This is a genomic window from Occallatibacter sp. (assembly GCF_036502485.1).
Lineage (GTDB): Bacteria > Acidobacteriota > Terriglobia > Terriglobales > Acidobacteriaceae > Telmatobacter.
Genome location: NZ_DASXYM010000025.1, coordinates 62,458 through 82,926, shown reverse-complemented (window position 1 = coordinate 82,926; position 20,469 = coordinate 62,458). Strand labels below are relative to the sequence as shown.

At 62.3% G+C, this 20,469-nt stretch carries 21 protein-coding genes; 8 read left to right on the top strand and 13 right to left on the bottom strand.

The annotated features are described in order from the left end of the window. The first annotated feature begins 137 nt into the window (after positions 1-137). The 4 genes from VGL22_RS04605 to VGL22_RS04590 all read left to right on the top strand — a co-directional run bounded on the left by VGL22_RS04605 (position 138) and on the right by VGL22_RS04590 (position 4,126). Positions 138-647, top strand: coding sequence for an RNA polymerase sigma factor (locus VGL22_RS04605; RefSeq protein WP_465265714.1), 510 nt, complete (start codon positions 138-140; stop codon positions 645-647). Next, entirely contained in the window at positions 644-1,477 is an 834-nt protein-coding gene (locus VGL22_RS04600) for an anti-sigma factor (protein ID WP_465265713.1), read from the top strand. The genes VGL22_RS04605 and VGL22_RS04600 overlap by 4 nt, the downstream gene beginning before the upstream one ends. A 151-nt stretch (positions 1,478-1,628) precedes the next feature. Beyond that, positions 1,629-3,560, top strand: coding sequence for a two-component system sensor histidine kinase NtrB (locus VGL22_RS04595; protein WP_465265712.1), 1,932 nt, complete (start codon positions 1,629-1,631; stop codon positions 3,558-3,560). Further along, positions 3,557-4,126 carry a hypothetical protein gene (locus VGL22_RS04590; protein ID WP_465265711.1) on the top strand — a complete coding sequence of 190 codons (570 nt, stop codon included), beginning with the start codon at positions 3,557-3,559 and terminating at the stop codon, positions 4,124-4,126. The genes VGL22_RS04595 and VGL22_RS04590 overlap by 4 nt, the downstream gene beginning before the upstream one ends. A gap of 24 nt (positions 4,127-4,150) precedes the next feature. Here the strand turns inward: VGL22_RS04590 and VGL22_RS04585 are convergent, their stop codons facing one another. Beyond that, positions 4,151-5,008, bottom strand: a complete 858-nt coding sequence (locus tag VGL22_RS04585) for an NAD(+)/NADH kinase (protein ID WP_465265710.1) — start codon at positions 5,006-5,008, stop codon at positions 4,151-4,153. 92 nt (positions 5,009-5,100) lie between these two features. On the opposite strand from VGL22_RS04585, the gene VGL22_RS04580 reads away from it, so the two are divergent. Further along, positions 5,101-5,559, top strand: a complete 459-nt coding sequence (locus VGL22_RS04580; protein ID WP_465265709.1) for a VOC family protein — start codon at positions 5,101-5,103, stop codon at positions 5,557-5,559. Between the two features lie 58 nt (positions 5,560-5,617). On the opposite strand, the gene VGL22_RS04575 is transcribed toward VGL22_RS04580, so the two are convergent. Both VGL22_RS04575 and VGL22_RS04570 read right to left on the bottom strand, forming a co-directional pair. Then, a complete protein-coding gene (locus VGL22_RS04575; protein WP_465265708.1) occupies positions 5,618-5,971 on the bottom strand; it encodes a c-type cytochrome in 354 nt (117 codons plus the stop codon). Positions 5,972-6,364: 393 nt separating this feature from the next. Further along, complete coding sequence (locus tag VGL22_RS04570) at positions 6,365-8,506, bottom strand: VWA domain-containing protein (protein ID WP_465265707.1); 2,142 nt, start codon at positions 8,504-8,506, stop codon at positions 6,365-6,367. Between the two features lie 163 nt (positions 8,507-8,669). On the opposite strand from VGL22_RS04570, the gene VGL22_RS04565 reads away from it, so the two are divergent. The 3 genes from VGL22_RS04565 to VGL22_RS04555 all read left to right on the top strand — a co-directional run bounded on the left by VGL22_RS04565 (position 8,670) and on the right by VGL22_RS04555 (position 10,462). Beyond that, positions 8,670-9,629: a threonine dehydratase gene (locus VGL22_RS04565; protein WP_465265706.1), complete on the top strand. Its 960-nt coding sequence runs from the start codon at positions 8,670-8,672 to the stop codon at positions 9,627-9,629. A gap of 4 nt (positions 9,630-9,633) precedes the next feature. Next, positions 9,634-10,134 carry a PaaI family thioesterase gene (locus tag VGL22_RS04560; RefSeq protein ID WP_465265705.1) on the top strand — a complete coding sequence of 167 codons (501 nt, stop codon included), beginning with the start codon at positions 9,634-9,636 and terminating at the stop codon, positions 10,132-10,134. A 97-nt stretch (positions 10,135-10,231) separates the two neighbouring features. After that, positions 10,232-10,462, top strand: a complete 231-nt coding sequence (locus VGL22_RS04555; RefSeq protein WP_465265704.1) for a hypothetical protein — start codon at positions 10,232-10,234, stop codon at positions 10,460-10,462. Positions 10,463-10,545: 83 nt separating this feature from the next. On the opposite strand, the gene VGL22_RS04550 is transcribed toward VGL22_RS04555, so the two are convergent. The 10 genes from VGL22_RS04550 to flgC form a co-directional block, all read right to left on the bottom strand. Next, positions 10,546-11,820 carry a flagellar hook protein FlgE gene (locus VGL22_RS04550; RefSeq protein WP_465265703.1) on the bottom strand — a complete coding sequence of 425 codons (1,275 nt, stop codon included), beginning with the start codon at positions 11,818-11,820 and terminating at the stop codon, positions 10,546-10,548. 71 nt (positions 11,821-11,891) lie between these two features. Beyond that, positions 11,892-12,374 carry a flagellar hook capping FlgD N-terminal domain-containing protein gene (locus tag VGL22_RS04545; RefSeq protein ID WP_465265702.1) on the bottom strand — a complete coding sequence of 161 codons (483 nt, stop codon included), beginning with the start codon at positions 12,372-12,374 and terminating at the stop codon, positions 11,892-11,894. A 65-nt stretch (positions 12,375-12,439) separates the two neighbouring features. Continuing rightward, positions 12,440-14,107, bottom strand: coding sequence for a hypothetical protein (locus tag VGL22_RS04540; RefSeq protein ID WP_465265701.1), 1,668 nt, complete (start codon positions 14,105-14,107; stop codon positions 12,440-12,442). Positions 14,108-14,164: 57 nt separating this feature from the next. Beyond that, positions 14,165-14,689, bottom strand: a complete 525-nt coding sequence (locus VGL22_RS04535) for a hypothetical protein (RefSeq protein WP_465265700.1) — start codon at positions 14,687-14,689, stop codon at positions 14,165-14,167. Between the two features lie 2 nt (positions 14,690-14,691). Next, on the bottom strand, positions 14,692-16,005 hold the full coding sequence (locus VGL22_RS04530; protein WP_465265699.1) for a FliI/YscN family ATPase: 1,314 nt from the start codon (positions 16,003-16,005) through the stop codon (positions 14,692-14,694). Beyond that, on the bottom strand, positions 16,002-16,718 hold the full coding sequence (locus tag VGL22_RS04525; RefSeq protein ID WP_465265698.1) for a FliH/SctL family protein: 717 nt from the start codon (positions 16,716-16,718) through the stop codon (positions 16,002-16,004). Before VGL22_RS04525 ends, VGL22_RS04530 begins: the two co-directional genes overlap by 4 nt. A gap of 61 nt (positions 16,719-16,779) precedes the next feature. Further along, entirely contained in the window at positions 16,780-17,832 is a 1,053-nt protein-coding gene (gene fliG, locus VGL22_RS04520) for a flagellar motor switch protein FliG (protein WP_465265697.1), read from the bottom strand. A 61-nt stretch (positions 17,833-17,893) separates the two neighbouring features. Then, the gene (fliF, locus tag VGL22_RS04515) at positions 17,894-19,537 is read right to left on the bottom strand and encodes a flagellar basal-body MS-ring/collar protein FliF (protein ID WP_465265696.1); all 1,644 of its coding nucleotides are present in this window, start codon (positions 19,535-19,537) and stop codon (positions 17,894-17,896) included. A 63-nt stretch (positions 19,538-19,600) separates the two neighbouring features. Further along, on the bottom strand, positions 19,601-19,909 hold the full coding sequence (gene fliE, locus VGL22_RS04510) for a flagellar hook-basal body complex protein FliE (RefSeq protein ID WP_465265695.1): 309 nt from the start codon (positions 19,907-19,909) through the stop codon (positions 19,601-19,603). Between the two features lie 42 nt (positions 19,910-19,951). Next, entirely contained in the window at positions 19,952-20,437 is a 486-nt protein-coding gene (gene flgC, locus VGL22_RS04505) for a flagellar basal body rod protein FlgC (RefSeq protein ID WP_465265694.1), read from the bottom strand. Positions 20,438-20,469 lie beyond the last annotated feature (32 nt).

Below are 20,469 nucleotides of genomic sequence, written 5' to 3'. Positions count from 1 at the left end.
TTGCGGGAGCCGAATGCAATAGGATGAAGAGGCTTCGCTTCCCTCTCGTGACCGATGGATTCTCCAATCCGGCTGCTCGCCCCGCGCGTTCTTCCAGTGGAGATGCGCAGAGGCGGAATTCCGCAGAGGCTGATCGGATGCTGCTGCAACGGGTGGCTGGGCGCGATCAACGAGCGATGACAGAGGTGTTCGACCGCCACAGCGGAATGGCCTTCTCAGTGGCGCTGCGCGTATTGGGAGATCCGGCGCAGGCCGAGGACGTGATGCAGGAGGTCTTTTTCCAAGTCTGGCAGAATCCCAAGTCGTTTGCTCCGGAGCGCGGGTCTTTGGGTGCGTGGCTGGCGGTAGTGGTACGCAACCGGTGTATTGACGCGTTGCGCAGGAGACGGCCGTCTGACTCGGTGGACGATGTGGTGCTGGAATCCGGGACCGACGTGGCGGACGAAGTGGAACGGTCCACGATGATAGAACGTGTGCGCGGCGTGCTGAAGGGTATGCCGCAGGAGCAGCGTGAAAGTCTGGAGCTGGCTTTTTTCGGCGGCTTGACTCATGCGGAAATTGCCAAAGAGAAGGGCGAGCCGCTGGGGACGGTGAAGACGCGCATTCGGATGGCGCTGATCAGTCTGAGAAAGGCTTTTCAGAGATGACAGACGGCAGGCACATCCCGCAGGAGGACCTCGCGTTTTACGCGATGGGCGCACTTACGCCTGAAGAGGCGGCGGAGATGCGAGCGCATGTGGATGCATGTGCTCTGTGCCGCGGGGAGCTTGCGGCGGCCGCGGGCGATCTGGCGCTGATGGCAATGAGCGTGGAACAGCACGCTGTCCCGGAGGGTGCACGGCAAAGGTTCCAGGCCCGGATCGCGGAGGATGCAGGCGTTGCGGCCGAGAGTGAAAGCTCGACGCGGGTCCCCGCGCAGGTGATCTCGATGGAAGCGCTGCCCCGCGGACGTGCTGCCTGGCCGATGTGGGTAGCGTGGGGCGCGGTGGCTGCGTTGGTGGTGCTGGCTGCGGGATTGGAATTGCGCGTGCGGTCACTGGACCGGCAGTTGCAGCAGCAGACTGCGTTGGTGGAGGTGCAGCAGGCGGCCAACGCGCGGGCGCAGATGGTGATGGAACTGCTGAGCGCTCCCAACGCCCAGCACGTGCTGCTCACGGCAGCAAAGTCGAAGCCGGCCCCGATGGCGAAAGCCATTTACATGCGGTCAAAGGGTGCATTGTTGCTGCAGGCCAGCAACCTGGAGCCTCTGCCTGGCGATAAGACGTACGAGCTCTGGGTGATCCCGATGAAGGGGGCCCCGATGGCCGCCGGCATGTTCAAGCCGGATGCGGCTGGAAACGCCAGCCTGGTGATGCCGGATATGCCGATCGGCGTTGAGGCTAAGGCGTTCGGGGTAACCATCGAAAAGGCGGGGGGGGCGAGCACCCCCACGATGCCGATTGTGCTGGCAGGTGCGGCTCCGGCGGGGGGCCTCTGACCGCAGCCCGGAGACGGGCTCAGAGGAAAAATCCGTGGCCCGGCGGGTTCCGGGCTTTCCCTGGAAGCGACAAATCCATACGATAGGAGCAGAGCCCTCCCGTCGAAGTCTGGCCGATAAGCGATATATTAGGGAAACCTGACTCGACAGATTGGTAGTTGCGCGTTCTCTGCCCCGTATGAGACTGAAAACAAAACTCGTTCTGGCTATCACGGCACTCGTGTTGCTGATCTCGGGGCTGCTTTCGATGGTCTACGTCAGCCAGCTTCTGCACGCGGCTGTGTTGCAGTCGTACAACACCAACCGGATGGTCGCCGACCAGGTTCAGTTCGCGCTGCGCAATGCGCTGGAAGCGGGCTTGAAGGACCGGACGGTGGATCCGAGCCACCCCGAGCAACTGCGCGATCTGAGCCGGGACGTCATTCGTACGAGCCCTGTGCTGAAGGTAGTGCTGGAAGCGGGAAACCGCTATTCAGAGACGCTGTTCGATATCAACATTGCGGATAACGAACTGCGCACGGTGCTCAGCACCAACCCTGAAAGCGTAGATAAGCCGTTGCCGGTGCGGCCCAGCTACAAGGAACTGCTGGACGCCAATCCTGTGGACCTGATGCGTCGTGTATTCGGCGAAGAGGCGCGAGTTTACGAGATCTCAGTGCCGCTGGAGCGCAACGGCGAGCCGTTTGCGACCGTGCGGGTGGGGGTGCGCACCACATTCCTGCGCGAGGTGTATAAGCCGTGGCTGGGAGAAGCGGTCACGCTGATGGGGTTTGCGCTGGGCACGGCTCTGCTGGTGGCCTTGCTGCTATCGAATCTGGCGTTGCAGCCTCTGGAGGCAATCAGCCTGCAGCTCGACTACTGGAGCCCGACGCCGGAAGAGTTGAGTTCGAACGAATTGGCGACGCGCCAGGATACGGCGGTGCGGGTATCGCACCAGATTGAACGAATCGGCCAGCGCATCCGCAGCGTGGAAGAAGTTTTCTCGGCTTTGCGCGAGAACATAGACCAGATCCTTGTGAATCTGCAAGATGGGTTATTACTTTTCACACGGGATGGCCGTGCGGTGCTGGTTTCAGAGGCAGCGCGGCGTTTTCTGCAACTGGACCGCGACCGCGTTCTGGGGATGCAGGCGACGGAGATCTTCAACCGCAATACCACCCTGGGCCGGATTCTGCGCGAGGCGTTTGACGCTCGGATTGCACTGATCAAGGAGGAGGTGCGGATCGAGAACGGCCGCCGGATTGAAGTTTCTGTGGACTTTATCCACGACGACCTGAGCCGGCAGGGGTTGGGCGCGCTGATCACACTGAGGGATCTGGAGTCGGTCGAGGCGATCGAGTCGGAGCTGGAGCTTTCACGGCGTATGTCGGCCATTGGCAGGTTGACGTCCGGTGTGGCGCACGAGGTAAAGAATCCGATCAACGCCATAGTGGTGCATCTGGAACTGCTTAAGACCAAGCTGGAGGGGGCGAGTCCGAATGCTTACCGGCACCTTGAAGTGATCGACGCGGAGATAAGGCGGCTGGATCGCGTGGTGCAAACGCTGGTGGATTTCTCGCGGCCGGTGGAGCTGCAGTTGAGGGAGCAGGACCTTCGAGGGGTGATCGGAGACGTATTGGCACTGGCGACCGAAGAGCTTGGGATGCGCAATGTGACGGTTCACAGCGAGCTTCCGTCCAACCCCGTAGTGGTGAATGTCGATGCGGACTTATTGAAGCAAGCTGTCATCAATGTTGTACAGAACGCTGCGCAGGCGATGCCGGAGGGTGGCAGGCTGGATGTGATGCTTGAAACGGACCGGAAGTTTGCTATATTACGTGTTCTAGATGAAGGAGTTGGCATCCCGGACGAGCTTCGGGAGAAGATCTTCGATTTGTACTTCACGACCAAGAGCGAGGGCAGCGGTATCGGGCTCGCGATGACGTACCGGATCCTCCAATTGCATCATGGTAGTGTCGAAGTACAATCTAGGTTGGGACGAGGCACAGAATTCAGGTTCAGGATACCGCTCTCTGCGGTTGACTGGGGACGCCGACATCTGCAAGCGGCGATGATTGAACAAGATAAGGGGTCGGGCGAATGAGGTTGTTGAGAGCACGCGCCGTTTTGCTGCTGCCGATGCTGCTGAGCGGGTGTGTGCACAAAACAAAGATGACCCAGAATCAGCCGGTACTGGCGCCCCCGATCGAGGACACGCCTCCGGGTAGGCCGGACAAGGCGCCGATCAATCTGCCGCCGGCGGTGGTCACTGTTCCTTCACCCCCGCAACCCACGGTGACGAATACTCCGCCACCACCGCCGCAGAAGCCCAAGGCGAGCCACCGGAAGCCGAAGGCGACACCGCCCGCCGACCAGGATACGGATGTGGCGGCGAACACTCCAGCTCCCGCTGCGCCGGTGAGTGCCGCAGGCAGCTTCTCAACGGTTGAGGCGTCGAACGATCGCAAGCAGACGGACAACACGATTGAGGAGACGGAGAAGGGGCTGAACGGCATCACGCGTAACCTGAACGATCAGGAGAAGAAGACCAGCGCGCAGATTCGCGAGTTTCTGAAGCAGGCCAAAGCAGCCTTGACGACTGGCGACGTGGACGGCGCCCACAGTTTGGCGCTCAGGGCCAAGGTGCTGCTTGGCGAGCTGACGCAATAGTCGCGCCGGCTGCGCTTCCCTACCCTATCTTTCACCCCAGCTAAGCTTTGTGCGCAGCGCCTCAAAGAAGCCGCCTTCTTTGAGGCGTACCAGGTTTACGGTGTGGGGGGATTTATGGCAGCGGATCTCATCGCCGAGGCACAGTTCCACCGCACGCTGTCCATCCACGGTAAGGAGAGCCAGGTTGGGAATCCCTTCCACGCGCACCGTCAGCGTTGCATCGCCGCGGACCACAATGGGTCGCAGAGTGAGCAAGTGCGGGCAGATGGGGGTGGCAATCAGGGCATCCACATCGGGCGTAAGGACCGGTCCGTTGGCGGCGAGATTGTAGGCCGTTGATCCGGTAGGAGTGGAGACGATAACGCCGTCGGCGCGGAACTGGGCTACGGTTTTGCCTTCGAGCTCCACGGTGAACTCGCCCATGCGCGCGATCTCGCCCTTGGTGACGACGATGTCATTGAGGGCGTCGTACTGGGAGTGTTTGCCGGATTGCCGCCATAGCTCAGCGCGCAGCATGGAGCGTTGTTCAATGAGATGGCAGTCCTGGCACCAGCCTTCGAGGGTGGGATAGAGATCGGCAAGGCGCACTTCACTGAGGAAGCCTAGCGTTCCCAGGTTCACGCTCAACAGCGGTGTTCCGGTGGTGGCGAAGATGCGGCCGACGGAGAGCAGGGTTCCGTCGCCGCCCAGAACGATGACCAACTCGGGTTGATGCTGGGGAAGTTCGGCGCGGGGGCAGGCGGGCGCGTCAGAGGTGTAACGCGCACTCTCTTCATCGAGCAGCGGTTCGTATCCACGCCCCCGGAGCCACACAATCAATTCCGGCAGCAGCCGGAAGAGCTCTTCTTTCTGCGGCTTCGAGACAATCGCAATGCGAGGCATGCCGTCTCAGTGTAACGGATGCGGTGGGGGATATTGGCTGCACTATAGACTGGAGCCGCACGATTGTTTGAGACGGGAGGACTTCGCTTCCAATGGCTATTGAGATTCGAGGTGTTGCGCCGCTAGTGCAGGTGTTTGACATGCGGAGGGCGATCCGGTTCTACCGGGATGGGCTTGGATTTGAGGTTACGGGCAGATCGTCTCCGATGTCAGACGATGGCGACGACGTGAACTGGTGCATGCTGGAGTTGGGCGGGGCGTGCGTGATGCTGAATACGGCTTACGATCCGGAGGATGTGCCGGATGCTCCGGAGGCGGCGCGCTGGTCGGGGCACCAGGATACAGGGCTGTATTTCGGCTGTCCGGATGTGGACGGGGCTTATCGACACCTGCTGGAGCGGGGGATCGAGGTGAATCCTCCGAAGGTGGCCTGGTATGGAATGAAGCAGCTTTCGCTGAAGGATCCGGATGGGTTCGGGATCTGCTTTCAGTGGCCAGCGACGGAGGAGGAGCGCGCGGCGGCCGGGGCCGGGGACACGGGGGCGGCGTAGCGACTTGAGGCGAAGGGCTGGGTGTCTCCTTTGGCTGGGCGGGCCGGAGTGACGTGGATCAGCGCAGGCCGGTGTGCAGGTAGGCAAGAAGGGCGGCCATCTGCTCATTGGTGAAGCGGCCGGTGAAGGCGGGCATCATTCCCTTTCCCTGGAGAACGACGCGGGCGACTTCTGCGTCAGTGGCGGGCGCGCCGCTGGGGAGAGTTTTGCGCTGAAACATGCTGTGAAGATCGGGAGGAATTTTTTTGAGGGCGAGATCGTTATCGCGATGGCAGTGGGCGCAGCGGGATTCGTAGAGTGCGAGGCCCTGGAGCTGCTGAGGCGTGAGGGCGGGCTGCGAGTGGCAGGCGGAGAGGGCGAGGGCGGCTGAAGCTGAGAGAAGAACGAGAACGGGGCGCACATAGCGCTGCATGGTTCTATTCTCAAGCATTCCCGGGGGCGGCGGGTGGTCCTGGGAAATTGAAGAGCTTTACGAGCGCCGTTACGCAGGCGGTGTTTAGCAGGAGTGGGCAACGATGGGTCTATCTCGCATCGGCCTCAATGTTGATTGTGTTCGTGGTCATCTATAGCCGCTTGTCAAAACCAATCAACAGGCTTCAAACCGAAGCGGCAAAAACGGGACGGAGACTTGAAGAGGGGGGAGAGCTACAGGCGTCGTGGGATCGATCTGTAATGATCCGGGTTCCGCTGCTGGTTATGTCTCTGCTTGCCCAGTGCCTGGTGTTGCTGATCGCTTCGGCGTGAATGTGGCCGCTGGCCTCCCAACACAAGCCGGCTTGGCGAAGGGGCCACTCCCAAGAGGCAGTTACTCGGTCTGTTCAAACCCAGGCAGGATACGCGATTCCGAACCAAATTTATGGTATCCGCCGAAGGTCACGTCGTTGATCATGGTTTCGAAGTAGCTGTACAGGCTAAAGGACATGCCCCACTCGTGGAGCTCGCGTACGGAGCGGCCGCGGGAGATCTCGACGCTTCGATGGGGGCAGATATAGGTCTTGCCCCCTAGTTCTTCAGGACCGTACTCAACGATGATTTGCGAGCGGATGAGGGGCACGTCAGGGTCCCGCTCTTCGTCGAGGTCCGCATTGATGACGATGCGCATGATGGCGCCGGTATCGGGGTTGACGGCGAATTCGCCATAGCTGTCAGCCTTGTTCTGGTACGGGGTGGTCCCGTTCCCTTGAGGAAGGCAGCAGTATGTGATGTCGGGTCCGACATTGGGGCTGGCGGCGCTGTAAGAGAACACCGCTACATCTCCGTACTTGCTGCGTTCCCAGCGCTGCCACTTGAGGGTTCCCCGACTGCTGGCGGCGGCGGTCCACACATAGGAGAGAATGGGGCCGAATGTGCCCGAAGTTTCGAGGCTGCGTGCTCGCACACCGCGCACAACGGGACGTTTGCCGAGCTTCTTTTTTTGTTCGACCATCTCATTGCCGTTCCTGTAGCGAACGGTTGCGTGCTCCCCGGTGGCGAAGTGGAGAGTCTGGTCATGGTGCGACTGTTTCCAGCTCTCGTTGTCACGTTCCGCAGGCTCCTCAAAGCGCGTCGTGTTTCTTGAGGCATAGAAATCGGGCAGTTTGGGAATGGCATTTTGCAGGTAATCGAAGGTTCGCCGGAGGATCGCCCGCTGCTCTTCCAGCGGAGGTGGCGGGCGCTTCAAAATGTCGTCGGGCGGGGGCGCGAGCGCGATCGACAGATCGGCATCCGCGGTCAACGCCTGACGTTCCCTTTCGCCGTGGACCACGTTTAACAGCGCATCGAGGCGGGGCGTGCTGATGCGTTCGACTAATTCGAGACTGGCCAGTTTTCGCAGAAGGTCAGTTTGGGAATGGACCAACTGTTCAAGCTGCGCGACTGTGACCTTTTCCACACCAGGCCGCGGATTGTCGAAATAGACAGGCTCGTTGTAGTAGCCGGTGAGAGCGCGGACCGTCATGGAGGGACGAGCCGTGCCGGCGCGGAGTTCGACGCGAAGGTCGTGGTACTCGTCTACGGTGTAGGTGTGCGGGGGATTGAAGGTGAGAGTGTAGAAGCTTTGCACCTCTTTGGCACAGCGGGCGATGTCCTCGTCGAGGTCTTCCGACGAGTCCAGCACAAGGCCACCTGTGTGCATCGCGATTACCTGCAGAGCCATATTGGCCGGTTGCATCTCTTTTTGTGACCGGGGCGCGTCGAGGTGGTCGCGATAGTTGAAGGTTGGGACTGGATTGAGCCACGGGTTGATGTTCTGGAGCGTGATGCGGGCTTCGCGCAGGCGGGTTGAGAGCTCCGTGATCTCGTCGAATTCGTTTTCGCCGCCGCCAACCACTGGCCAGCCTGGGCCGATCCACACCAGGAGTTTGCGGCCGGGGACGTCTCTCTGCTGTATGGCGATGGAACCGAGGGCGCGCACGGAGAGCTGGTTCCGGGGCACTCCTGAATCCCACGAGCCGGAGAAACTCTTTCCCCAAGAATCGGCACTCCACAAAGGCAATTGGGATCTTTGATGCTCCAGTTCTTTCACCAGAAGAGTGACGTCGGTCAGGGGCCGCAAGGAGGAAAACAGTCCGTCGCGCGTAAGCCGGTAGAGGAAACAGGGATATTCCAGATGCCCGTTATTCCGCAGGAGGAAATGGAACAACGCGCTTTCGGTTTGCGCGAGTTGCTGCGGCGAGAGGTTGATGGTGTCGACGATGAAGATCAGCTCGGGCGGGGGCTCGGAGGGCGCGCGAGAAAGGTGGACGGTGCGAATCCTTGCCGGTTGGCCGTTGTCGAGGAGAGTGAGGTCAGGCGGCGGGAGGTCCAATATCGGCTTCCCGGCCGCATCGGTCACGACGGCGTCGATGGTGAAAAGGCCTTTGTGGACGACGGGATCGGCGGAGCTGAGGGGCGTTGATGGCTGGGGTGCGGATGGATTTGGTGAGGGCGGGGTTTGTCCGCCTGCGCCGCAGGCGAGCAGAAACATCATGCCTGCGATCCATGCTGCGCGCAGCGGGTTGGGTAGATGCACCACGATTCGACGTGTCCCGGCGACTCGCGGCGAGGATAGCATGGGGTGCGTCGCTGGCGCCATGCAACGGAAGGGAGTTCATCGGTACGCGATTGTTTGGCGGGTTGGGTATGCTGAATCCATGAAGCTGCCCCTGCTCGAAGAGATTGAAGACGCGCAACGGATTGTGTATCGGTATATGCAGGCGACGCCGCAGTACTCGTGGCCGCTGCTGAATGAGCGATTGGCGACCGAGGCGTGGGTGAAGCATGAAAATCACTCGCCGGTGGGGGCGTTCAAACTCCGTGGCGCGCTGGTTTACATGGAGTGGTTGAGGGACGCGGGTCCGCCAGCGACGGAGGTGGTGGCGGCGACGCGCGGCAATCACGGGCAGGGCGTGGCCATGGCGGCGAAACTGATGGGGCTGAAGGCCGTGATCGTGGTTCCACATGGGAACAGCGTGGAGAAGAATCGCGCGATGCGGGCGCAGGGCGCGGAACTGATCGAGCACGGGCAGGATTTTCAGGAGGCGCTGGAGTATGCGCGAACGGTGGCTGCGGATCGCGGGATCACGATGGTGGACTCGTTCCATGAGCGGCTGGTGATGGGCACGGCGGGCTATGCGCTGGAGTTTTTCCGGAGTGCGCCGGCGATGGAACGCGTGTATGTGCCGATTGGGCTGGGGTCGTCGATTTGCGGGGTGTCGGCGGCACGGAATGCGCTGGGGCTGAAGACCGAGATTGTGGGCGTGGTGTCGGCGGCGTCGCCCTCATACGCGCTGAGCTTTGCGGAGAAGAAGGTGGTGGAGGCGCCCTCGAGTACGCGTATAGCCGATGGGCTGGCGTGCCGGGTGCCGAACGCCCGCGCCATGGAGGCGATCTGGGAGAACGTGGCGCGGATTGTGGAAGTGACGGATGAGGACGTTGCGGAGGCCATGCGGATTTATTACGAGGACACGCATAACGTAGCCGAGGGCGCGGGTGCGGCGGCGCTGGCCGGGGCACTCAAGGAGCAGCAACACGGCGGCCGGATCGGCATTGTGCTGACGGGCGGCAACGTGGATCGCAGCGTGTATGAGAGCGTGCTGGCGGGGAGCTTCTGAGGATATGGCCAAACCAGTACACTCCGAGAAACTCACGCGGTTTGTGGAGGCGACGCAGAGGTTCGCGAGCGCGGCGCAGAATCGTTGCTTTGGGTGCGGGGCTGCGAATCCCAATGGGCTGCAGCTGGATTTTTATCTGACGCAGGATCTGCGGGTGGTGTGCCTGGCGGTGGTGGGCGATGCGTTCGAAGGGCCGAAGGGTTATGTGCATGGGGGCATTATCGCCACTCTGCTGGACGAGACCATGAGCAAGGCGGTGCGCGCACATGGGTTGGTGGCGATGACGCGGCACATGGAAGTGGATTATCAGAGGCCGGTGCCGTCGACCGAAGAGATTCGGCTGGAAGGGCGGGTCACGCGCAATGAGGGGCGGAAACACTGGACCGAGGCAAATATCTATAACGCAGATGGAAAGCTGCTGGCACAGGGGAAGGGATTGTTCATTGAGGTGAAACCCGCGCCTGATCCCGATCCGGTAACGGACGGGCCCACGCCGCACGGCTGACCACCACCTGCGGTGGGGCTAAACGCGACCACCTGCGGTGGGGCTAAACGCGGCCACCTGCGGTGGGGCTAAACGCGGCTTCGCCGCCAGAGGCTGAATGGCTTTGTGGCCTCGCATCCTGAACGCAGTGACGCCCCTTGCGAAGAACCTTGGGATGGGCCGCACGCGGCCACCTGCGGTGGGACTAAACGCGGCCACCTGCGGTGGGGCTAAACGCGGCTTCGCCGCCAGAGGCTGGATGGGTTTGTGGCCTCACATCCTGAACGCAGTGACGCCCATTGCGAAGAACCTTGGGATGGGCCAACTGCGGCCACCTGCGGTGGGCTAAACGCGGCCACCTGCGGTGGGCTAAACGCGGCTTCGCCGCCGGAGGCTGGATGGGGTAGGCAGTCTACCCCACCCAAGATGTGCTTAGTGGATCATCTGAATGGTTTCCTGGGTGATGGTGTCAAAGGTGGTTACGGACTTGGAGTTTGCTTCGAAGGCGCGCTGGGCGATGATGAGGTTGGCGAACTCGGTGGAGATGTTGACGTTGGAACCTTCCAGTGCCGCATCCTCCATGCTGCCGAGGCCGGCCGTGCCGGAGGCGCCGATGGTCATGGTGCCGCTCGCAAGGGTAGCCGCGTAATTGCCATCTCCGATTGCCTCGAGGCCCTGCTGGTTGGCGACGTCGCCCAGCGCGACCTGTCCTACGTTGATCTTCTGCTGATTCGAGAAGGTGACGGTAACGGTGCCGTCGGAACCCACTGTGAACTCTTTGTAGGTGCCGCTGGTGTAGCCGTCCTGGGCGGTGGCGCCGACTGCGGACTTGGAGTCCACCTGGCTGATGGTGGGTGTGCTGCCGGTGCCGAGCAGATTCCAGTTCATCGTGAGATTGGCGGCGCCGTTGGAGAGTCCGCTGAACGCGACGGGGATGGAAGAGACATCGCCGCTGGCGGTACCGACCGTGGAGGCACTGGCGGCGCCGGTGGGCTGGATGGTGGTGAGATTGCCATTCTTGTCGAAGGACATGGTACCGGTGACGGTCTGCGCCGCGGTGGTGTCAGAGGCGGGGAGAGCGATGGAGTATTTCCACTGGCCGCTGCCGTTGGCTGTGTAGGTCACGGTGGCGGTATGGGACTGGCCCAGCGAATCGTAGATGTTGACGGTGGCGGGAAATGTAGAGCTGGCCGCAGTGGAGGAGTCGAGGTTAGCGGTCATGCCGAAAGAAGAAGTCGCCTTGGGTGAAAGGATCTGGCTCTCCGGAATGTTGATGGGAACGAGAGAGGTGTTGGTATTGACGACACCGTTAACCGACGGATAACCCATGACGCGGAGGCCGTTCGATGTGACGAGATTGCCGGTGGAATCGAGAGAGAAATCGCCAGCGCGGGTAAGGTACTGGCTGGCGCCATCACTGACGACGAAAAAACCGTTTCCTTGCAGGGCCACATCGGTCGAAAGGCCGGTGTAATTGGAAGAGCCGTCCGAGAAATCGGTAGTGATGGAGGAGATCTGGGTGCCGGCGCCGACCTGAATGGGATCGCCAATTCCCGTGGACCCGATGTGCTGATAGAACAGGTCAGCGAAATGCGCGGCCCGCGCTTTGAATCCGGTGGTGTTCATGTTGGCCAGGTTGTTGGCGATGGTATTGAGGGCCTGCGAATCGGCATTCAGGCCGGTGAGCGGAATAAAGAAACTTGGCATGGAAGGTTTTCCTCTCCAGTTGATTCGGATTTGGTTTCAGGCCAGCAACCTGGCAATTTGGAATGGCTGATTCAGAGGGCTCTCCCAGTGAGCGCCTGAGCAATGCGCGAGGCAGCGGGGTTGCCAGCAGGAACGCCAAGGTTGCCGGGTGCGGACGGAGGCAAGTGGGCAACACCGGGGGCCGCGGTTGTCTGCGGGGTAGAGGCAGAATCGGATGGAACCGCATCGACGGTCGCTTGTGAAGTTGTAGACGCGGTGGACACGGGGTAAATCGCATCCCCCAGCGTCTGGTTGATCTGGATGAGCTGCTGCAGGCTGTTCACGTTGACGAGTTGGTTGATGTACTCATTGGGATCGGTCGTGGAAGTGGGATCCTGATTCTTCATCTCGGTGACGAGCAGGGTGAGGAAGTCGTTGGCTGTGATGGTCGAAGAGGAACTGTCCTGACTCGAGTTGCTGCTGGAACTGCCGCTGGAAGCGGCCGCCGGCCGGAGCGTGATGGCGGATGCGGGCTGCGACGTGGCGGGGTTCCAGGGGGTTGAGATGGATGTCATTGCTTCTCCTTGTTCGGTTCGAGCATTGGTTACGGCATCGGTTTCTCCACCCGGTTCGGGCTTTCTCATGCGACGACGGAAATGTGAGATCCGGAGCGGGTGTAGGGCGTTTGTACCTCGGAGGATGCTTGGGTTGGCGTGATGCCCGGCGGGAGTGGAGCGGCGGCCGGTGCGTGATTCTGCCGGTCGTCTCCCTGCTGCTGCGCACTTCCCTGCCCTGAATGAGACGGGCCTGAGAACTGCTGCAGCTCGGGGGCGGCGAGGCTGATGGTGGAGGACTGGCCGTGTTGCTCCGCGACGAAGGAGTTCAGGCCGGCCAGCTGCGTGTCAAGGGTACGCGCGGCCTCTGCCGACGCGGTGACGACGTAGGCGTGGACGGCGGCGCCGGCGGTTTCAGCACGCACGCCCACCCAGCCCAGCGATGGATCGAAGTAGCCGGCTTCAGCATGGCGGGGGCCGCCATGGAGCCACGTTGTGGGCGGCATGGTGCCGGGAGAATCCAGCGCGGCGAAGGTATCAGGCGCGGGTGTTTGGGCCGGCATCTCCGCGCGGCCGCGAGAATCCGCGGCGCTATTGAACTGGATCTGAGGACTTTCGAAAACCGGGAGCTGAGAATTGGTGGGCGCCACGGCATGCGTGGCGAGCGCGGGATGCGAAGCGGGCACCGAAGATTGTGGCGCTGCTCCGGTTTTGGAGGTGTGTGGGGATGCGGAGGCGCTGCTGCTGTTGAAGCTCGAGCGCGAAGAGTCTTTGAGGTTATCTTGCTCTTGAGTTGCGGGCATTCTGGATGAAACAGCCTGACCGGCAGGATCGGCGGCAACGTGGGCAACTTGCGGGGAGAGTTCGGCGGCTGCAGACTGTTCCTTCTTGCCCTCGGCGAGTGATGAGCCCAGGCTCGCCGCGTTGAGCGGGCGCGGAGACGTGAGAGGCTGATCGATCGATGCAGCGGAGCGAGAACGCGCCGAAAGAACATCGGCGCTGCTGGGAGCATTCGTCGGCACAGGTTCGAGGGCAGGGGTGGATCGGTCCGGGTGGGACGAATGGCTCGAAGTCCGTGTTGCGGTGGTGCCGGCTTCTTCGTTCCTATGCACGTGGCCCCGCGATGGCGAACTGGCCATCTCGTCAGGATTCGCGGAAGCGGCCTGGGTCAGTCCAGACGGCGCCTGGTCCAGACCGCAGCCTGCGGCATCGCGTGCTTGTTGTGTGAAGGTGGACGGTTGAATGGACAGGTCAGATTGCTTGTTTTGCGGGTCGAGGGGGGCGGGCGTTATAGCCGTTGCGACCAGTGGCGAACTCTGGGAGTCGGACGCCGGTGCTTTCGGTGTTTGTACGCTCGAAGCGGCGGTCCAGTGCGGGCGATGAGTGTCAGCGGAGCTTTTGCCCACGCAAGCGATCTTGAGTGTGCCCGTGGGTGTGTTCATTGCGTTGGCGTGAGCAGACGAGCCTGCCAACCGGCGCATGAGTTGAACACCCTGCGACGATTCGTCGGGATCAGTTCTGTCCGCCTTGCTGCGTTGCTCGACAGGCGCTTCTGCGGAGGTCGGGGGGCGGAGCGCACGCTGCGACTCCGGCTCTAGCTGTGCCATAGTCTGCTGCCAGTTTGTGCGGAAGTCGGTGGTGGTGCCCTCTTGTGCGATCCCGCGGGCATCGGGCCCGGCGGAGCCTGTCGCGTTGAAGCTGACGCAGCTTGCTGCCGCGCCTGCGCCGAAGTCCGTGAGTGCCGTTGCGTTCACAGCGAGGATAGGAGCAGATGCTGTGCCAAACTCGCGGGGATCGTGGTTAGAGAGTTGTTACAGTTTGGACCTGAGTTCCTCTTCAGGAACCGCGCCCGATTCTTTGTGGCTTTTCATCTCAGGCTTTTCGGCAACCGGTCGATGGGTTTTGGCGGCATGGCGGCGCGTACTGAACCAATCGTCCATGCGTTGTTGATCGCGCCGCACGCCCTCGACGGCTCCGACGGTCTCGGCCTCCCGGATGATGGTTTCCACCTGCCGCCGTTCCGTGCGCTTGTAGAGGTAACGCAGGCGCAGCTCGGCCGCCTCACGATCTTTCTCCGTGAGCCGAATCTCAAGGATGTGCGCATTCCGGTGTGCGGATTCACACTCAATCAGGCCGGCGATACGATCGGTAAAATCGTGGGACTGTGCCGCGGCGGCGAGATGTTCTTTGCCTGAGCGCTCGCGCATGCGCGTGACATGCAGCGCATTCTCGATGCGGCGCAGTTCTCCCAGTGCAGATTCGAGGGCGAGCTTGTGCTGCTCCTCTTCAAGAGCGCGCAGGTTCAGAAGGCGCTGAATGGCTTCCGAGACGGGCACCCTTAAATCTCGGAGGCCAGACGGGCCAGGCGTGTGGCGGTGTCGGAGAAGGAGACTTGATCTTTGGCGTGCTGAGTGAGGAATGCGCGCAGAGGCCCGCGCGCGCGCAAGGCACGATCGAGGTCGGGGTCGGCTCCCGGCTTGTACGCGCCGATGCGGACCAGATCTTCAGAGCGCGCGTAAACGGCCATGAGGCGGCGTAGCAGAGCGGCCTGGTCGCGATGTTGCGGCGCGGCCACGGCAGACATCAAGCGGCTGATGGAATCGAGGATGTGAATAGGCGGATACCAGCCTTCGGCAGCCAGGGCCCTCGACAGCATCACATGCCCGTCCAGCAGAGAGCGTACTGCATCGACGAGCGGGTCCTGCTGATCGTCGCCTTCCATCAGCACGGAATAGAAGGCAGTGATGGAGCCCGTGCGGAATTCGCCGGCTCTTTCGACCAGGCGCGCCAGGCGCGTGAAGACCGAGGGAGTGTAGCCCTTGGCGGTGGGCGGCTCGCCCGCGGCCAGACCGATTTCGCGGGCCGCCATGGCGAAGCGGGTCAGCGAATCGAGAACCAGGAGCACGTGTTTGCCCTGGGCGGCGAAGTACTCCGCCACGGTGGTGGCGGTGAGTGCGGCCCTCATGCGAAGGAGAGGCGACTGGTCAGAGGTGGAGACGATGACGACCGAACGCGCGAGGCCTTCTTCGCCGAGGGAGTCTTCCAGAAATTCGCCCACTTCGCGGCCACGTTCGCCGACCAGGCCCACAACGGTGATGTCGGCCTCGGTGTTGCGCGTCATCATGCCGACCAGCGTGCTTTTGCCTACGCCGGAGCCGCCGAAGATACCCACGCGCTGACCACGGCCGACGGTGAGCAGTCCATCGATGGCACGGATGCCGGTGCCGAGCGGAGTGCGGATGGGCACGCGATCGAGCGGCGCACGTACGGTCCCTTCCAGCGGCATGTAGGAGCTGACACGCAGAGGGTCGTATGCATCGAGGGGTTCGCCGAGGGCGTTCAAGACGCGGCCTGCGATCTCGGGCCCAATTCCGATCTGCGAGTGGAGACCTGTGGCAGCGACGCGATCACCGTAGCGAATGCCTTCGCAGGACTCGAGCGGCATGGAGAGGAGGTTGGAGCCGCGGAAGCCGATGACCTCGCCGCGATGAGTATGGCCGGCCTGGTCGATGATTTCGCAACACTCGCCGACCGAGGCGAGCGGGCCGGCGGATTCGATGGTCTGGCCGACGGCCTCAAGCACGTGCCCGGTCCAGCGCCACGGCTGCTGCTGTTGAAGCCTGGAGAAGTAGTGGCCCAGGAGGGGTGTCATGAATGCTCCGCGGTGACTGGTTGAGAGGGTGAATGCGTGGCACCATCGAAGAAGCTGCGTTCAATCTCGGCAATCTGCGCGCGTACGCCGAGGTCAGCTGACCCAAGCTCGCTTTCGAGAAGACAATCGCCGAGGAGAAGGTGCTGGTCAGCGATAACTTCAGGTTTAAGGTCGCGATGAGGAATAAGCGCGACGGCGCCGTTCCACAGTTCTGCATCGGCTGATGGGACGCGCAGCCGAATCGCGGTGGAGGCAGATAACTGCCCGAGCGCCACTCGCACTGCGCCCAGCAGCAGAAGGGGGTCAACCTGGGCTTCGCGGCGCAAGATGCGCGCGGCAAGAGCAAGCGCAAGGCGGGCGACCTCCTGCTCCACGCGTTCGAAATACTGTTTGCGCTCCGCGGCGAAGTCGCCGAGCAGGTCCGCGAGTCCTGAGGCAAGGCGCTGAAGCGCCGCGGCGTGCGCGCGCTGTTGCGCCTCGCGTTCGGCGGCCCGGCCTTCTTCGATGCCGCGGTTGCGACCCGCCTCGCAGCTTTGGCGGGTCTGCTCTTCGAGCATGCTCTGCCAGTCGACTTCCAGAACCGCGGGGGTGCCTGCGGGGTTGGCCGCAGGCTGGATGGGAGCGCCGGCGGCATCGAGTTCGGCAAGACGCCACTCGTCACAGGAGGCAGGCAATGGCGCTTCCAGCGCGTAGCCATAAGCCTCGACGGCCATCGTGTCTGCCGCTCGCCCGTTAAGTCTCTCTGTTTGCACCGTTTCCCTTTCGGCCAGAGGATCAGGCCAGCATCTCGTCGCCGGTTTCGAGTTTGAGAATGACTTTGCCTTCAGCCTCAAGGCGGCGTGCCAGGTTGAGGATTTCCTGTTGTGATTGCGTGACCTCGCGGGCGCGCACCGGTCCCAGCACTTCCATGTCTTCCTTCAGCATTTCCACGGCGCGGGAACTCATCGACTTGAAGATGGTGGCGCGCAATTCTTCTTTCGCGCCGCGCAGCGCCAGGGCGAGCTGACGCTTATCGACACCGCTCACGATTTCGCGGATGGTTGCCGGGGGAACGGTCATCAGGTCGTCGAAGGTGAACATCAGGTTGCGAATGTTGAGGGCAAGCGCGGGATCGCGGTTCTCGACGACTTCGAGAATGTGCTTGGCTTCGTCCGCGTTGAGCCGGTTGAGGAGGTCGGCGACGGCTTTGAAGCCGGAGTAGTTCTGGCGCTGCGTGTCGCCCATGCTTTCAAGCCGGCGGTGCAGGCTGTGCGCCACCTTCTGAGCCATCTCCGGGGAGAACTGACGCATCTCAGCCAGGCGTTGCAGGCTGACCACCTTGTGCTCTTCGCTGAGATTGTCGACCACCTGGGAGGCACGCCGCGGATCAAGATGGGCGAGCACCAGCGCGATGGTCTGCGGGTGCTCGGCGTCCAAAAGCTTTCCGAGCTGCTGCGGATCCGTGCGCTGGAGCTTGGCAAGATTGCCCTGCGCCGCCTCTTGCGAGCGGCGAACCATTGTCATAAGGTCCTGAGCGCGTTCCTTGCCGAAGGTCTCAGTGAGCAGACGGTTGGCATAGTCAAGGCCGCCCTGGACCATGAAGCTCTGCGTCTCCATCACTTCCCAGAACTCCTCGATTACGGCCGAGGAAAGCTCTGGCGGCACGTTGCGCAGTTCGGCCAGTTCTTCGGTGAGCAATTGCACGTCGGGCTCGGCGAGAGAACGCAGAATTTCTTTAGCGGTTTCCTCTCCAAGGGCCACAAGAAGGATGGCGGCCTTGCGCAAGCCGCTCATCATCGTCGTGGACCGCCGCCCGCTTCCGCCAAAGGTTTCGAGTTGATCAGCCAAGGGTCGCTCCAAATCAATCTGCAACTAAAAACATCGCGTACGCGCGGTCAGCCGGAATGGATCAATCGGAATGAATCCAGCTCTGCAGGAGACGAGAACTCTGCGCCGGCTGCTTCTTGACTGCCCCCGACACCTGTTCGAGGATCTCCTGCGCGCGAAGCCGCTCCGCATCCAAGGGGGGCGCCGCAGGCGGTGCGAGTGCTGGTTTGGCCTGTGCGGCGGCGGAGAGTTGTGCCGGTTTGGCGCGGTTGGCGGGTTTTGCTTCCGTTGCAATAACTCGCTTCATGGCTGGGCGCACGCCGAAGGTCATCAACAAAATCAGTCCGAGAAGCATCGCGCCGTAACGAAGCAGAACAGGGGAATCCTCGGCTTGCTTCAATGCGCGATTGACGGGCGAAATGGGCTCGGGGCCGCGGTTGTCGTCAAAGGCAAGATCCTGCACAGTGAGCATGTCTCCGCGCTGCGTATCGAAGCCGATGGCAGCCTGGGCCAGGGCGGTGAGATTGCGAAGTTCGTCAGAGGAACGCGGCTGCCAGACGGGGGCCTTCTTCGCGGTGGCGGCCTGCACCTGGCGATCGTTGACAACGATAGCCGCTGTAAGGCGGCGGACGCGGCCGGGAGCCTCCGTGGTGTGGCGAACGGATTTGGACACGCCGTAGGTGCTGGCTTCAGATTTGGCGGATTGCGGCGGTGTGGTCTCGTGGGGATAGACAGGAAGGGACTGCGAATTCGGCGCATTGGAAGCCGTGCCGGGTACGCCCGTGGCCACTGGCTGAGGGCCGGTGGTTTGCTCGGTGCGTTGCATGGAAAGCGTCACGGTCTGATCCGGATCGTAGGTTTCTTCGGTCTGCTCGGCGGCAGTGGGATCGTAGTCCAGGGTGACGGAGGCGCGGACATTTCCGGCGCCGGTGACTGGCTCGAGGGTGGCGACGAGCTTCTCTTCGAGCGCCTGCTCGGCGGTGAGGCGCAGTGCATCGGCGGTTTTGGGCCCCAGCGGCAGATGACCGGCAGCATCGACGAGGACCACGCGATCCGGCGTGAGGCCGTCGACCGCGGCGGCGACGAGATTGCGGATGGCTTCCGGTTCGCCGTCGGTGAGGCTGCGATGGCGAAGCTTCAAAACCACGGACGCCTTGGCGGGGCGCTCCTGCTCGCGAAAGAGCGAGTCATGTGCCATGACCAGATGCACACGCGCAGACTCGACATCGGCAAGCGACCCGACGGTGTGCTCGAGCTCGCCTTCAAGGGCGCGCTGATAGTTGACCTGCTCGTCGAACTCGGAGCCAACCCAGTTGGGCTTGTCGAAGAGCTCAAAGCCCATGCGGCCGCTCTTGATGCCGCCTTTGGCGGATGTGGCGAGGCGCGCTTTATCGAGTTGCGGAGCGGGAACTCGAATGACGCCGCCGATGTCGGCGACGTCGAAGGGGATCTGCGCGGCGGTCAGGTCCTGGGTGACCTGGCGTGCGTCGGCGGGATCAAGGTCGGCGTAGAGGACGCGCCAGTCCGTGCGCAGAGCGTACCAAAGCAGAAAGGATGCGGCGGCGGCAAGCAGCAGGAAGGTTACTCCGGCCCAGGTGCGCTGACGCGGCTGGAGCCCCGCCCAGAAGATGCGCGCGCGGGTCCACACGGCGCCGAGCCCCGCGCCGAGCGGGACACTGCCGGGAATTGCCGGCGCGCTCTTCTGCAACTGTGTCTCCGTCGCCATGATTCCCGTATCCTGTGTTACCTCTGGTGGATGGTGGTGTGGTCAGCCTGCCTGCGGCATGCGTCAGAACTGCATGCCCATGACCTGCTGGTATGCCTGCACTGCCTTATTGCGTACGGCGAGGGAGAGCTCAAACGCCATGCTCGCCTTCTGGGTTGCAATCATTGCGGTATGCACATCGACGCCGTTTCCGGTCATCAAACCGGTCACCGCGGATTGTGCCTGCGCCTGCAGAGAATCGACCTCGCCTACGGCATCCTTGATGAGATCGGAAAAGGGTGCGGCGGGTTTGGCGGTTGCCGGGGAGGTTGTGGCAAGCCCTGCGGCGCCGGAACTGGCGAGGCTGGAGATTGCGGAGATGCTGGCTGCCATGGATTTCCTTCCCTTCCGATCCGTTCTTTCGCGGGGCTGCGTTCAGCCCTTGGCGATGTCCAGGGCGGCGGAGATCATGCCCTTCTCGGCCTGCACGGCTGAACCGTTTAATCCATAGGCACGGGTTGCGCCCATGAGATCGACCATTTCTGTGAGCGGGTTAATGTCTGGATACGAGACATACCCGTCGGGACCGGCATCGGGATGACCGGGATCGTAGCGCTTGAGCGGCTGCCCAGGATCGGCCACGACCGCGGTAACGCGCACACCACCGGGCGCCTGGCCGGCTGCGGTTGGAAGGGGCAGAAAGCTAAGCGACGATGTGTTGCTGGCAGCATCGCCAAGCACATTCGCGAAGGAAGCGGGACTGGCATTGGCCGCGAAGATCACGTGCTGGCGGTGGTAGGGACCGCCATCTTCAGTGCGCGTAGTTTCTGCGTTCGCCATATTGGCTGCGACGACTTCGGCGCGCATGCGCTCGGCCTGCATGGCGCTGCCGGATGTTTCCATCAATCCAAAGAGATTCATATGCCCTCCCGCGGGTGCTCCCCGGCCGATGG

Coding starts and splice junctions, on each gene's coding strand:
- VGL22_RS04560 (WP_465265705.1), top strand. CDS start 9,634: ATGGCCAAACCAGTACACTCCGAGAAACTCACGCGGTTTGTGGAGGCG.
- VGL22_RS04600 (WP_465265713.1), top strand. CDS start 644: ATGACAGACGGCAGGCACATCCCGCAGGAGGACCTCGCGTTTTACGCG.
- fliE (WP_465265695.1), bottom strand. CDS start 19,909: ATGGCAGCCAGCATCTCCGCAATCTCCAGCCTCGCCAGTTCCGGCGCC.
- VGL22_RS04565 (WP_465265706.1), top strand. CDS start 8,670: ATGAAGCTGCCCCTGCTCGAAGAGATTGAAGACGCGCAACGGATTGTG.
- VGL22_RS04525 (WP_465265698.1), bottom strand. CDS start 16,718: ATGGCCGTCGAGGCTTATGGCTACGCGCTGGAAGCGCCATTGCCTGCC.
- VGL22_RS04590 (WP_465265711.1), top strand. CDS start 3,557: ATGAGGTTGTTGAGAGCACGCGCCGTTTTGCTGCTGCCGATGCTGCTG.
- VGL22_RS04575 (WP_465265708.1), bottom strand. CDS start 5,971: ATGCAGCGCTATGTGCGCCCCGTTCTCGTTCTTCTCTCAGCTTCAGCC.
- VGL22_RS04555 (WP_465265704.1), top strand. CDS start 10,232: ATGGCTTTGTGGCCTCGCATCCTGAACGCAGTGACGCCCCTTGCGAAG.
- VGL22_RS04605 (WP_465265714.1), top strand. CDS start 138: ATGCTGCTGCAACGGGTGGCTGGGCGCGATCAACGAGCGATGACAGAG.
- VGL22_RS04550 (WP_465265703.1), bottom strand. CDS start 11,820: ATGCCAAGTTTCTTTATTCCGCTCACCGGCCTGAATGCCGATTCGCAG.
- VGL22_RS04570 (WP_465265707.1), bottom strand. CDS start 8,506: ATGATGTTTCTGCTCGCCTGCGGCGCAGGCGGACAAACCCCGCCCTCA.
- VGL22_RS04580 (WP_465265709.1), top strand. CDS start 5,101: ATGGCTATTGAGATTCGAGGTGTTGCGCCGCTAGTGCAGGTGTTTGAC.
- VGL22_RS04585 (WP_465265710.1), bottom strand. CDS start 5,008: ATGCCTCGCATTGCGATTGTCTCGAAGCCGCAGAAAGAAGAGCTCTTC.
- flgC (WP_465265694.1), bottom strand. CDS start 20,437: ATGAATCTCTTTGGATTGATGGAAACATCCGGCAGCGCCATGCAGGCC.
- fliF (WP_465265696.1), bottom strand. CDS start 19,537: ATGGCGACGGAGACACAGTTGCAGAAGAGCGCGCCGGCAATTCCCGGC.
- VGL22_RS04530 (WP_465265699.1), bottom strand. CDS start 16,005: ATGACACCCCTCCTGGGCCACTACTTCTCCAGGCTTCAACAGCAGCAG.
- VGL22_RS04545 (WP_465265702.1), bottom strand. CDS start 12,374: ATGACATCCATCTCAACCCCCTGGAACCCCGCCACGTCGCAGCCCGCA.